This window comes from Pseudomonas sp. LBUM1662 (genome assembly GCF_059695915.1).
In genome coordinates this window covers 2,647,582-2,660,069 of record NZ_CP166793.1, presented here as the reverse complement: position 1 = coordinate 2,660,069, position 12,488 = coordinate 2,647,582, and the positions used below count along the sequence as shown (strand labels likewise).

At 59.9% G+C, this 12,488-nt stretch carries 11 protein-coding genes; 4 read left to right on the top strand and 7 right to left on the bottom strand.

What is annotated here, in order from left to right; translation table 11 throughout:
• Positions 1-51: 51 nt before the first annotated feature.
• Positions 52-1,209: an alkene reductase gene (locus ACA049_RS11965; RefSeq protein ID WP_497335635.1), complete on the bottom strand. Its 1,158-nt coding sequence runs from the start codon at positions 1,207-1,209 to the stop codon at positions 52-54.
• A gap of 90 nt (positions 1,210-1,299) precedes the next feature.
• On the opposite strand from ACA049_RS11965, the gene ACA049_RS11960 reads away from it, so the two are divergent.
• Entirely contained in the window at positions 1,300-1,677 is a 378-nt protein-coding gene (locus ACA049_RS11960) for a winged helix-turn-helix transcriptional regulator (RefSeq protein WP_497335633.1), read from the top strand.
• 173 nt (positions 1,678-1,850) lie between these two features.
• Here the strand turns inward: ACA049_RS11960 and ACA049_RS11955 are convergent, their stop codons facing one another.
• From ACA049_RS11955 to ACA049_RS11945, 3 genes are all read right to left on the bottom strand, one after another.
• Complete coding sequence (locus ACA049_RS11955) at positions 1,851-2,840, bottom strand: MBL fold metallo-hydrolase (protein WP_497335631.1); 990 nt, start codon at positions 2,838-2,840, stop codon at positions 1,851-1,853.
• A gap of 199 nt (positions 2,841-3,039) precedes the next feature.
• Positions 3,040-4,038: an acyltransferase family protein gene (locus ACA049_RS11950; protein ID WP_497335629.1), complete on the bottom strand. Its 999-nt coding sequence runs from the start codon at positions 4,036-4,038 to the stop codon at positions 3,040-3,042.
• Positions 4,039-4,286: 248 nt separating this feature from the next.
• Positions 4,287-4,628 carry a hypothetical protein gene (locus ACA049_RS11945; protein ID WP_497335627.1) on the bottom strand — a complete coding sequence of 114 codons (342 nt, stop codon included), beginning with the start codon at positions 4,626-4,628 and terminating at the stop codon, positions 4,287-4,289.
• A gap of 207 nt (positions 4,629-4,835) precedes the next feature.
• Here ACA049_RS11945 and ACA049_RS11940 point away from each other — a divergent pair, with 207 nt between their 5' ends.
• Both ACA049_RS11940 and ACA049_RS11935 read left to right on the top strand, forming a co-directional pair.
• Positions 4,836-5,072 carry a hypothetical protein gene (locus tag ACA049_RS11940; RefSeq protein WP_497335625.1) on the top strand — a complete coding sequence of 79 codons (237 nt, stop codon included), beginning with the start codon at positions 4,836-4,838 and terminating at the stop codon, positions 5,070-5,072.
• Between the two features lie 213 nt (positions 5,073-5,285).
• Complete coding sequence (locus ACA049_RS11935; RefSeq protein ID WP_497336827.1) at positions 5,286-6,227, top strand: AraC family transcriptional regulator; 942 nt, start codon at positions 5,286-5,288, stop codon at positions 6,225-6,227.
• Positions 6,228-6,272: 45 nt separating this feature from the next.
• On the opposite strand, the gene ACA049_RS11930 is transcribed toward ACA049_RS11935, so the two are convergent.
• Together ACA049_RS11930 and ACA049_RS11925 are read right to left on the bottom strand one after the other, a co-directional pair.
• Positions 6,273-8,192, bottom strand: coding sequence for a tyrosine-protein phosphatase (locus tag ACA049_RS11930; protein ID WP_497335623.1), 1,920 nt, complete (start codon positions 8,190-8,192; stop codon positions 6,273-6,275).
• 166 nt (positions 8,193-8,358) lie between these two features.
• Positions 8,359-8,742, bottom strand: a complete 384-nt coding sequence (locus ACA049_RS11925) for a VOC family protein (RefSeq protein ID WP_497335621.1) — start codon at positions 8,740-8,742, stop codon at positions 8,359-8,361.
• A 438-nt stretch (positions 8,743-9,180) separates the two neighbouring features.
• On the opposite strand from ACA049_RS11925, the gene ACA049_RS11920 reads away from it, so the two are divergent.
• Complete coding sequence (locus ACA049_RS11920; RefSeq protein WP_497335619.1) at positions 9,181-11,436, top strand: TonB-dependent siderophore receptor; 2,256 nt, start codon at positions 9,181-9,183, stop codon at positions 11,434-11,436.
• A gap of 243 nt (positions 11,437-11,679) precedes the next feature.
• Here ACA049_RS11920 and ACA049_RS11915 read toward each other — a convergent pair whose 3' ends face one another.
• Positions 11,680-12,474: a nitrilase-related carbon-nitrogen hydrolase gene (locus ACA049_RS11915; protein WP_497335617.1), complete on the bottom strand. Its 795-nt coding sequence runs from the start codon at positions 12,472-12,474 to the stop codon at positions 11,680-11,682.
• Positions 12,475-12,488: the final 14 nt, after the last annotated feature.

Genomic DNA, 12,488 nt, shown 5'->3' with positions numbered 1-12,488 from the left:
GGATCAGGAATCGGAACAGAGTGTAACCCCCGCGGCGACCCACCGCCGCTATCAGCCTGCCCGGCGTGAAGCACCATTGAGGGAATAGGCAGGAAAGTCCGTATACCCCACCGCCCCGCATCGAGTGTAATAAGTGGATCGGTCTGCTTCGGCCAACGGCCAGTCGTGCTTGAGGCGCTCAACCAGATCGGGGTTTGCAATGAAGGGCCTGCCGAAGGCGATCAGGTCCACCAACCCGGTGTCGAGCGCATCCTCAGCGCTATGGCGATCAGTGAATCCGCCACACCAGATGATTGCGCCAGGGAACACGGCCCGAACCCTGGCCAGCAGCGCGTGGTCGAGGTGGTGCGATTGGAACTCGGCGACCTCCATGTTTTCCTCAGGCATCAGCTCGTAAACCAGGTGCAGATAGGCGACACCGAGACGCCCCAGACGCTCGGCAACGTAGAGCAAGGTTTCCTCGGTCAGCGGGTCCGCCGGAATGCCGTTGAACTTGCCGAACGGTGACAGGCGCACACCCACGCGTCCCGGGCCCAATTCGCGCACCGCCGCTTCAACGACTTCCAACAGGAACCGCGTACGGTTTTCTACGCTTGCGCCGCCATATAAATCAGTGCGTGTGTTGAGGACCGAGTTCATGAACTGCTCGAACAGGTAACCGTTGGCACCATGGATTTCGACACCGTCAAATCCGGCCTCCCGTGCGTGGATGCAGCCTCGGGTGAAGGTGTCGACCAACGCCATCACTTCCTCCGGCCTCAGGCGCCGGGGTTTGCCTGCCGGGATATGGGCCAACTTGCCATCCGGGCCGTGGGCAAACACTTGCGACTCCGCCCTTTCCTCGGTCACCCCCCAAGGCGCCTCGCCGTTCGGCATGAGCGATGGATGGGCCATCCGGCCGACGTGCCACAGTTGCAGAAATATCGTGCCGCCGTTGCGGTGAACCTCATCCGTCACCAGCCGCCAGCCCTGCCGTTGGGCTGGCGTGTAGATGCCGGGGGTCATCGCGTAGCCATTGCTGGACGGAGCAACGTCCGTTGCCTCGGTGACGATCAGGCCGGCACTGGCTCGCTGCCCGTAATAGGCGGCCATCAATTCATTCGGGACGTCACCCTCGGATGTCCGCGTACGGGTCATGGGCGCCATGACCATGCGATTCGTCAGCACAACGGTGCCGCCAATCAACTGGGATTCAAACAGAGATATCATGGGTCTTCCTTCGGGTCGGACTTGATCGGAAGGAAAGCGTACTTTTCGTCAGTCGCGCCTATCTACACACCGTTTTGTCAGTGGTGACACATGAAGACAATCAATAGACTGCCGGGTTTGCCGATCGAGCGCACGCTGGCGGTGCTCTCCGGACGCTGGAAAGGGGTCATCCTCCACGTGCTGCTGGACGGACCGCAACGCACCTGTGATCTGGAGAAGCGCATTGTCGGCGTTTCACAGAAAGTGTTGATCGAGCAGCTGCGAGCGCTTGAGGAGCACGGAATGGTAAGTCGGCAACCCAGCACCCTGGATCGTCAGGGGATCGAATACCTGCTCACCCCGCTGGGCGAAAGCCTGCAGCCCATCCTGGAATCGCTGATCGAATGGGGCGTCCATCACGCCAGGGAACTTGATGAGGTTCATCGGCTGCTGCCATGTGAGGCGGTTGTTCGGGATCGTGTTAACTGACTCGAATTGGACCTGGTTCAGTCGCGCGCGTCGTCAGCCTTTTCAGTCATAGCCCCGCAGACTCACGGTGCAATTGCCGCATTCCCCGCAATGCCTGGAACCTCCGTCCAGCCTGAACACCCCGCGCGAACGGGCTGCCTTGACCTGAACGGAGGTCCCGATCCAACCAGCGGTCAGTAGTCCCAGAAGGCGGCGACCCAGCGGAAGGCATCACCGTCGATGGCCACTCGGCCCACGGAGGGGAACGGCAGGTGCGTGGCGACAAACAACTCTCCGCTCGCCGCCGCCTCTTGCATCAGACGGACCCGAACGCGGACCGACTCCTCAGGGTCATGTTCAAAGCCGTTGTGCCAGTCGGGGTGTTCGAAGGCGACCGGAAACAGCGCGTCGCCTGCGAACGTCAACCGCTCACCGCCGGAGTTCACGTAGACCACGCTGTGCCCCGGGGTGTGGCCGCCGGTGAGCTTGACGACCACGCCCGGCGCCACCTCATATTCGTCTTCGAACGTCTGCAGCTTGCTGTGGAATTCCTGCATGAACTGCTGGGCGGTTGAGCGCAGGACGTCCGGCACCGGCGTCGGCATGGTGGTGAGCGAGAAATCGGGTGACGCCCAGAACGCGACTTCGGTGGCCGAAACGTGGATTCGTACGTCCGCGCGCAGTCGACTCTTCACCTCGTCGACGAGCAGCCCGCCGATATGGTCCATGTGCATGTGGGTAATCACCACGTCGGTCACGCAGGCCAGATCGATGCCGGCTGCTTCCAGTCGCTTGGGGAACATCCCGGCCCGCGGAAAACCGGGAAACTGTCCTCCCAGTCCCGCGTCGACGAGTATGGTCTGGTCGCCGCTGCGTAGCACCAGCACGTTCAGTGGCCAATCGAAGGCGTCCGGCCCCAGGTATTGATCCTTGAACCAGGCCGCGCGATCGGCCGGGTCGACGTTGGTGGACATCGTCGACGTCGGCAGAGGCAGCACCCCATCGCTGATCACCAGCACGTCGATCTCGCCGACCCGCAGCGCATAGCGCGAAGAAACCAGCTCCTCGACCCCCGCTCCACCGGGGTGTGAGGTGCTGTGCCAGCGTGTGTTTGACTCTTGCAGACCGCTCCTTTCCTGATGGGCTCCAGCCTTTGGGGCGGGGAAGTTCTGATGCGTCGTCATGGTCATTCTCCGATTGCCTGGCTCAAGGAATCTCGAGCGACAGCCACTCTCTCGACGTGAGAGGGACGGATCGCCCAGGAACCGAGTCTGCAACGCGACGCACCACGCCAGCTACCATACCTGGGTATGGTGCGCTTGCACCTTGGCGTGATCATTTCATGCAAAAGGGTATGAGAAGGCGTCTACAAATTCACACGCACTAAGCCGCTGTTTCGCCCCCCTGCGGTTTACCCACGCCATACCTCACGCCCGCCCGAAGTGCATGGCGCAGTTTCAGGGCCGGCCGTTCGATGGCGTAGTACGAAGCGCAGCTCAATCCGAACGACAGGATCAGAACGGCGGCAACGATGTGCGCGTCGTAGGCCACGGGCCAGAACGCGCGAAGGAAGTACATCACCACAAAGTGATTCAAAAACACGCCATAGCTGATGTCTCCAAGGAACTCGTCAACCCGATGAAACTTGAGTTTTGTCAGCACGTACACCGCCGGGATGCCTAACGCGATGCCCGCCGTCACCTCCGCGTTAAACGGCCGGCGCTCAATCAGCCCCGCTTCGATCGCCGCAAACATCAACGCAGCCACCACGGCGGTGGAGGCCGCGATCGCCAAGCCCTTCGCTTGCGGTTTGTACAGGTAGCTGCCGCACAGGAACATGAACAAGACGCCCGGCAACAGGCGATAGCCGTACACATCGGTGTTGATGAAACCAAGGCAGGCGGTCATGAACACCGCGACAGACAAGGCAAACGCAACGCCCCTCGCCTTGTAGATAAGCAGGAAAGGGATCACCAGGTAGAAACACATCTCGAGCCCCAGCGACCAGGCCGGCGGCAGGATCAGCGACCCCGCGACCCCGAACATGTAGAAACCGAGGGGCACCATGGGCAGGCTCTGCACGATGTTCCTGAGCGTCAGCTCGGCGGCTTGGGGCGTGCCGGGCAGCAGGAAATAGATCACGGCGCAGGATGCCAGGAAGTAGAACAGGAATTGAGGGTAAAGCCGCAAGGCCCGGTCCATGTAGAACAGGCCGATTTTCTCCGGCGTCTTGTAGTTGCGTTCGATCAGCGAGGTCATTACAAAGCCGCTGATGATCAGAAAGGAAATCACGGCAACCACGCCAGGGTTAAGCCCCGCGAATGTCTTGCCCATATGAGAAACGGCCACCAGAACGGCCAACAACAGACGAAAAGCTCCCACCCGCCCCTCCAGACATCCTTATATTTATGGCGCGTAAACTACGTTGATTTTCCTCCTGAGAACAGGGATTTCGTGGTGCAGGAACCTCCCTTCATCTGCGCGACATCGATCAGGCGATCCCTATCGTGTGGGGCTATTCAAATGGGGCCGCACAAAAAAAAGCCCCGCTACCGAAACGCGGTGCGGGGCAAAAAATTGGTTGGTTGCGGCCAACCAAAGGAGCGCTTGAAAAACGTTGCGGTCCGGGGTCAGATGCAATCCTGGGCGGCGCGTCCAAAACTCGACGGCAGGAAGTTCGAGGCCAGCAAGTGGCGCTCGTAGATGAACACCTTGCCGCCACTGCCGGCCTTGTAGGCTTCCAGCACGTTGTCCGCGGAGACTTTGCTCGGCACCACGATCCGGTAGCTGCGCTGGGTCTGCGAGACGGTCGGGGTCAACGCACTGCCCTGCAACTTCGGTACGACGCAGTCGGCGTATTGCGCAGGTGTCTTACGGGTCTGCAAGGTCAGCGTCGGGTCGTTCGGCGCAGAGGCGCAACCGGCGAGCAACAAAGAGGCAAACGCCATGGCAGGCACAAATAACGGGCGCATGGATGTCATCCTGAAAATAGAAAGTCCGGTTCATCACGCGACGGGTCAGCATCACGGGTTGTGTTCGATGGGGGCGATTTTCCGGTGATCGCTGACAAAGCAGAACTTGTCTTTCGTGATTGTCACTATTACTTCACGCAATAGTTGCGCGCCGTGCAGACTCGTACACACTCAATCACAACTGAAAAAGATAGATGGGGCCTCTCCTTGAGAACGTTTGACCTGATCCGCGACGCCGTCCTGCCCGACTTCCGAGACCGAGTGGCCGAGTATTTGATCGAGTACGAAACCGTGCTGATGGATGAAAACACACCCGACCCGGAGTTAATCCGGGCCACCGCCAATCAGCTGCGCGGTTATTTGCGCGGGTTGAACACCACACGGGTGCTGGGCATGGCGGATTGGGAGGAACTGGATCGGCGGGTGGTGGATACGTGGCTTTAGTGCCTGGGCAATGACAGGCTTGGGGTGTTTCCAACAGCATCATGAGGGCGGACATTGGGACCTGAACACTGCGCCGTCACAAACCTGTCACCCTCGCCTGCTAGCCTCCTCGCGCTCCCGCCCTTCACCCCGATATAGAGCCCCCCCTCCAAGGTGCCACCCAAGGTGTTATCAGTTCCGACCCGCCAGAACATCATCCTCAGGTCCAACGACATGCGCTGCGACGACTTCGGCGCGCTGTTCTCGAAAATGTTCGGCAATCGTTATTCCGACACGCCACCCCCGCCCTCGAACATCATCATCGGCGGCGTCTACGGCCGGCACGAGGGCGTCAGTTTTCGTCGCATGCATTATCGGGGCGACTTCTCGGTGGTCTTCCCCGATCCCCAGGACGAAATCACCTTCGTCATTCCTACCGCCGGCAAGATCATCTTCCATCACCTCAGCGAGTCGATAGGGGTTTCGCAGGTCGGGCTGGCCATCGACAAGGCCGATATTCGCTCGATGCACTTTCTCGACAATCATGCGCAGCACGGGATATCGATAAAGCGGGCGTTGCTCACTGAACGTCTGTCGACGCTGCTGGGCAAACCGATGGTTGAACGGCTGGTATTCGAGCCGATGGTCGATTTGAAGGTCTCGGCTTTTCAGGGCATCAAGGCATTGATTGATCTGGCCACGGGAACCGAGTTCGATGTGCTGATCAACTCCGGCACGCTGATGCCATCGCGGCTGCGGGAGATGCTGGTGGATGCTGTGCTGGAAGCCTGGCCGCACAATTTCACGCAGGCCTTGCGCCGCCCTGCTCCGTTGATTGCGCCACGGCATGTGAAGCTAGCGGTCGAGTACATTCAGGCGCATCCCGAGAGTCTGCTCAGCGGCACGGAGCTGGCTCGATTGACCAGTGTCAGCCAGCGCGCATTGCAGGAAGGTTTTCGACGATTCGTCGGGAGTTCGATTGTGGCGTATCAGCGGCAGGTGCGCCTGGAGCGCGCCTACGAGATGCTTGCACAACGCGATACCACGTCCGTGACTGAAGTGGCCTTGCGATTGGGCTTCAGCAATGTCGGCAGGTTTAGCCAGTATTTCCAGTGCGCCTATGGCGTCAGCCCTGCGGACCTGACATCAGGACCGCGCACGCGGCCCCGACACTAAGGCTCGGGCCGCCGGACGCTGGCGGCCTGAACCCGGGGTGCCACCTCAGAACAGATAGCTGGCCTTGAGGCCGCCGCTGAAGCCGTGGCTGTCGCCGCCACCGCTGGCACCGACTTCGGCCCCCACGCTCAGCGCGCCAAGGCTGGCCATGAGATTGATCCCGCCGGTGAACTGGTCGCGGTTATCGAACGCGGCGCGCTGCTCGATATCCAGCCCCAGCAGATGCCCTTCGCTGTCGACTTGATGATCGCCCAGCACATGCTCGTAACCCACTTGAACACCCGGCACCAGCTGCCAGCTACCCAGGCCGACCGGGGCGAATGACACATTGAGGTTGGCCACCGCACTGCGGCGGGTCTCCTGGATGCCGTCGACGTCGAGGGCCAGTTCGCTGCCCTTTTCCTTGAAGCCTGACAAGTCGAGGTGGCTGACACGCACGCCGAGGCTTGGCTCGAGGATCAACCCGCTCACCGGCACCCGGTAACCCAGTGCCAGAGTCGCGCCGGTGAGATTGCCATGGCTATCGCCTTTGGCAGTGCCCAGTCCGCCGCCGAGGTCGCGCTTGCTGTCGTAATCCAGCCAGCCGGCGCTGGCGTTGGCATCGACGAACAGTCCACGCTCCAGGCCATCCGGCGCAAAACGTGCGCCAACGTTGAAGAAGGTCAGGTCGGTATCAGCCTCGCCGCCCGCCCCGCCCACGTTGTCGCGGCTGTAGCCGATGCCTGCATGGGCGCTGAGTTGCTCGGAGAAACGCTGGGTCAGGCCGACCATCATCCCTTGGCTGTGCTCGTTGCTGCTGGCGGCGTGAGACGAGCCGTCGGTGCCCAGATAGCCCGCGAGCGCGGTACTCCACAAACGGTATTGGCCGATCTTGAGGTCGGTGCCGCTGGCGAAAGGTGCAGCGGCCTGCTCGATCATCGCGCCCTGGCGCAGCAAGTAGCTGGCGGCATCCGCGTGCACCTGGCCTCCGACCGTGGACTCGACACCGCCGAGGCTGCCGGCATCAATGGCCGATTGCAGGTAATAGTTGTAGGCGCTGTAGGTGCCGGACAGGTTCGTGTCCTGCAACTGCTGCAACAGGTGCGCGCCGGCGGCGGCATTGCCGATCAGGCCCGCCTGCCCCGGCAGACTGTTGTAGTCGACCATCTTGGCGCGCAAGACATAAAGAGTCTCCTGCGACAGCCCCAACCCTTGCTTGAGGTAGTTGTCCATGCTGCCGTATTGCGCGGTCACCTGATCCAGACCCGCTTGCAGGTAGCTGGCCTCGACGCCGAGCAGCGGCGCATAAATGGCCGCCATGCTCGGCGGCATGGACTTGAGGGTGGCCGCGACCCGTGCAGCGGTGTAGTCGTTGGTCGCCAGGTAGTTACTCATGATCGTGGCGCTGTCGACCCCGGCGATGCTCAGCAACACGGCAGCGGTCCAACCGGTGCGATCCTTGCCGGCGGTGCAATGGAACAGCTGGGCACCCTCGACACTCGCCAGCTCAATGAACAGCCTGGTGAACTGCCCGCGCATCCCCGCATCGCTGACGAACGCCCGATTGGTCTGTTCCATCATGGCGATGGCATCGGCGGCGCTTTTGAACGTAACGGTGGTGATGTTCGAGCCGGAGGTGGTGCTGCCGATGATGTCGATGTTTTCGTAGCTCGCCCCGGTCAGCATTGTGTCGGGCGTGCCGGCAATCTCGCTGGGCGTGCGCAGGTCGTAGACCGCCTTGATGCCCAGGCTGTTCAGCGTGGCCAGATCCGCCGCAGACGGGGTCAACGCATTGGAGCGGTAGAACACGCCGCCCCGCATCGTGCCATCGTGGGCGGTGGAGTACGCGGTGGTGGTACCGGCGAGATCACGGAAGTTGTCGATGCTGCGCAGGTGCGGGGTGTCGAGGACAGTGGTCTCGGCGGCGTGTGCAGCGACGATGGACAGGCTCAAAACGGACAGCGAACACAGAAGACGTGGGAACACGGTACAGCCTCATTGAACAAGCGATGGGCTGGCTACTATCTGTAATGAAGTGATACCGAATATGACAGATTGCGCCCGAACAAAAATCACTGCGCGATTGGTCCGTCGGGTTCGTTTTTTGTCTGTGGGATTGGCCAGCCCCCAAAGGCTGGCCTCGTACCGGGGCTTAATCAGGACTGAAGCAATAGGCCGCCAGTTTGTTGCCGTCCAGATCACGAGCATACGCGGCGTAGGCGTTCGGCGCCCAGCCACGCGGTCCCGGGAGACCTTCGCAGGTACCGCCAGCGGCCAATGCAGCGGCATGAAAAGCGTCGATGGCGGCACGGGTTGGAGCCACGAAACTGATGGTCACACCATTGCCGACGCTGGCAGGTGCGCCGTTCGCCGGTTTCAAAACGAAGAACGCCGGTGCGTTCTCGCCCCAGATAGAACCGTTGTCACCGAGGTCGGCGATACGTTTCTGGCCAAGTTTACCCAGTACGTTGTCGTAGAAGCTGCGGGCGGTGTTCAAGTCATTGGTGCCGACGGTAACGTGAGTGAATACGCTCATTTTTATAGCTCTTCGTCAGGTTGAGAACGACGCGCAACAAGGCGTCGGGGTTCGGCCAAGAATGTGCCCCGAGCCTTTGAAAGAACAGTGACGAATCGGCATTAATCCGATGTGAGAAGCGCATAGACACAAGGGTGTCCGGTCGCAGCGGAATGCGCGGTCTTCGGCAATCAAGCCGTGGCTTCGGGCGACCTCACGCAGGGTGAACCTTCGCAACGGGACAGCAGAAACACTGCGCGGCACTTCTCCGGCAGATCCCCCTGTACATCGTCCAGCATTTCCAGCGCCTGACAAATCCCGGCAGCCTTGTCCGGGAACAGGCTGGACGCCACCTCATTTGATAAATATTCTCAAATGAGTATTGACCGTATTCCAGAATGTATTGTGTTTGCGTATGATACGGATTCTCAATAACAGCAAAATCAAATGTGAGTCCGCATGACCTCCCCTCTCTCTCTGTGTATTCAAAACTCCGTGACGCCGCGCTCGCCTTCGACCCTGCGCCCCCTGGCTCTCGCAGTGCACATGCTGGCAGCCGGTATCGCCATCACTGCGCCCTCCGTGCAGGCGGCGGAACAGACTGAGAAGACAGAGACTGGAAGTGCTGTGACCCTGGCGCCTATCGCGATTACTGAGACGGCCACTCGCGAACGCAGCGCCGTCACCGAAGACACCAACTCATACACCACTGACGCCGCACGCACGGCCACGCCGTTGAGCATGTCGCTGCGGGAGACGCCGCAGTCGGTCAGCGTCATCACCCAGCAACGCATACAGGATCAGGACCTGCATACGATCCTCGACGTGGTCAACAATGCGACCGGTGTGTCGGTCAACCGCTACGAGACCAGCCGGGCGCAGTTCAACGCCCGTGGTTTTGAACTCAACTCGCTGATGATCGATGGCGTGCCCACCATCTACGAGCAGCCATGGAGTTCTGGGGAAATTTTCAGCAGCCTGGCCATGTACGACCGCGTTGAAGTCGTCCGCGGCGCCAACGGTCTGATGACCGGTGCCGGCGACCCTTCCGCGTCCATCAACATGGTGCGCAAACGCGCCAACAGTAAAGACCTGAAGGGCTCTGTAGAACTGAGCGCCGGCACTTGGGACACCTATGGCGTCGAGGCCGACGTATCCACGGCGCTGAACGAGGAAGGCACTGTCCGCGCGCGTCTGGTCGGGGAGACCAACGAAGGCGACACGTGGATCGACATGAACTCGAACAAGCGCCAGACCCTCTACGGCACGATGGATATCGACCTGACGCCCGACACCACGCTCTGGTTCGGCTTGAGCCGGCAAGAAAGCAACGCCGACTCGCCGATGTGGGGCGGGCTGCCCGTCTGGTACGCAGACGGCAGCCGCACCAACTGGAGCCGCTCCAAGTCAACCTCCGCCAAGTGGAGCAAGTGGGACACGACCTACGAGACCTACTTCGTCAATCTTGATCACACCTTTGCCAACGACTGGCAAGTCAACCTCAGCTACAACCGTGGCGAGCGTACCGGCGACTCTTCCCTGCTATACCTCTCCGGCAATCCAGGCAGGAACGGCAGCGCCGGCATGTCTTCGTTCCCGGCGACCTACAAGACCGAGACCACCCAGGACGACTACGGCATCCGCTTCAATGGCCCGTTCTCGTTCCTGGGCCGTGAACACGAATTGGCCTTCGGTTATGTGGACAGCAAGCAGAAGTTCGACGCCGACTCACTCGATGCGCAGACAGGCTTTGGCGGCGTTGCCGATTTCGACGCCTACAACGGCAATTTCGCAGAGCCGGTATGGGGCCCGAGGACCGACTACGGCTACAGCGAGACCCGCCAGAAAGGGCTGTACGCCGCAACCCGCTTGAACGTGACCGACGATTTGAAAGTGATTCTTGGCGCGCGTGAAAGCTGGTACGAAAAGACCAGTGATGACATCTTCTCGGAAGTGAGCAAGACCGATGTCGATCATGAGCTGACGCCCTATGCCGGTATTGTCTACGACCTCACCGACAACCTCTCGGCTTATGCCAGCTACACGGAAATCTTCCTGCCGCAATCGGTACGCGACAGCAGTGGCCAGGAACTGGAACCGATCGTTGGCGAGAGCACTGAATTGGGCCTCAAAGGTGAATACTTCGGTGGCCGCTTGAACGCCTCCGCGGCGATTTTCCAGATCAAGCAGGACAATCTGGGCCAGAACACCGGCGTGCTGATCGACCCTTCAAACCCGGTCGGCGGTTTCGCCTACGAGGCAAGCGAAGGCGCGACCAGCAAGGGTTTCGAACTGGAAGTTTCCGGCGAACTCGCAACGGACTGGAATGCCTCGGTCGGTTACACCCAGTTCACGGCCGAAGATGCCAAGGGCGACGACGTCAACACGCTGTACCCGACCAAGTTGCTGCGCACCTTTACCACCTATCGTCTGCCGGGTGCTTTCAACAAGCTGACCATTGGCGGCGGAGTTAACTGGCAGGATTCGATCTACACCTACGCCGTCAACCCGGCCGGCAATTCCGAGAAGATCCAGCAGGATGCCTATGCCCTGGTCAACCTGATGGCGCGCTACGAGTTCACCGACAACCTCTCGGGCCAGCTGAACGCCAACAACGTCACCGACGAGAAATACTTCGACATCTTCGATGCCTACGGTGCCCTGACATACGGTGCACCGCGCAGCATTACCGCTTCGGCGAAGTACCGCTTCTAAGGCAGGCTCCCTGCTACCCGAGATGTACACCACGAAGAAGACACAACACCGGCCTTGCGCCGGTGTTGTGCTTTTTGATGAAGCCATACAGCTAGCCGGAGCAAATTCGCAAACTGCATTATCGAATATCTGCGTTGAAATCAAGCACCCGCATGGTACGGTCAATAAAGTTTTCTAACCTGCCGTAGCGGCCTGAATTGCCTGTCTTTCAGGTTTCTGGCATTGCCGCCAAACGTGGCTTGTTCAGTTTGGGTGTGGGCCTGATAAAGCATAGCGACCTGCCTCTTCCATCAAGTCATCGCACATCGGATTCGCCTTGAGAACGTGCGCAGCTGGGTCGATTATCGATAAGCCAAGCGACGTCTCTTCTGTGGCGGATGTCCAAACTTCTCCCATAGGCCCGACTATTTGGCTTTCACCTCTGAATGTCGCCTCTGCGCCTGCATACATTTCCACACCGGTACGATTGGCACAGATAAGCGGAGTGGCGTTTTCCATTGCGCGAATGCGCGCAAGCTGGGTTGTCCAAGGCCCACCATAATTGGCTGGACAACACAGTAACTGCGCACCTTGGCGCACCAACAAGCGAGCGGCTTCTGGCATCCAAAGGTCAAAACAAGTAAGAACACCGAAACGGCAGATTCCGTCATCGAAACACGCCAATGAATCGCCTGGGGTGAAGAGGAGCTTTTCTATGCGTGACAGGTGGCACTTGCGTTGCTTTCCCAGCCAGCGCCCTCGCGATACGACAATCGCCGTGTTGTAGATGTGATCGCCATCACGCTCGGCGATGCCCGCAATCAGCGTTGCATTCTTGTCTGCCGATAGTTGCAGTAAGAACTGCGCCGTTGGCCCATCGAGCGCCGATTCTGCATGAAGAAACAATGCCTCACGCGAGTCGTGAAAATAACCGATTGTGCAAAGCTCGGGCATGACTAAGAGATCAAATCGTGCCGAGTCAACGGCATCGCGAATTTTATTGAAATTTGCTGCAGGGTCGCCAAATGAAACCGGGTACTGCAAAAAAGCGGTCAGCATGAATTCTTCCAACT

Bases quoted from the DNA above. Each gene is read 5' to 3' on its own strand.
- ACA049_RS11965 (WP_497335635.1), bottom strand. From the start codon at position 1,209: ATGATATCTCTGTTTGAATCCCAGTTGATTGGCGGCACCGTTGTGCTG.
- ACA049_RS11960 (WP_497335633.1), top strand. From the start codon at position 1,300: ATGAAGACAATCAATAGACTGCCGGGTTTGCCGATCGAGCGCACGCTG.
- ACA049_RS11955 (WP_497335631.1), bottom strand. From the start codon at position 2,840: ATGACGACGCATCAGAACTTCCCCGCCCCAAAGGCTGGAGCCCATCAG.
- ACA049_RS11945 (WP_497335627.1), bottom strand. From the start codon at position 4,628: ATGCGCCCGTTATTTGTGCCTGCCATGGCGTTTGCCTCTTTGTTGCTC.
- ACA049_RS11935 (WP_497336827.1), top strand. From the start codon at position 5,286: ATGCGCTGCGACGACTTCGGCGCGCTGTTCTCGAAAATGTTCGGCAAT.
- ACA049_RS11925 (WP_497335621.1), bottom strand. From the start codon at position 8,742: ATGAGCGTATTCACTCACGTTACCGTCGGCACCAATGACTTGAACACC.
- ACA049_RS11920 (WP_497335619.1), top strand. From the start codon at position 9,181: ATGACCTCCCCTCTCTCTCTGTGTATTCAAAACTCCGTGACGCCGCGC.
- ACA049_RS11915 (WP_497335617.1), bottom strand. From the start codon at position 12,474: ATGCTGACCGCTTTTTTGCAGTACCCGGTTTCATTTGGCGACCCTGCA.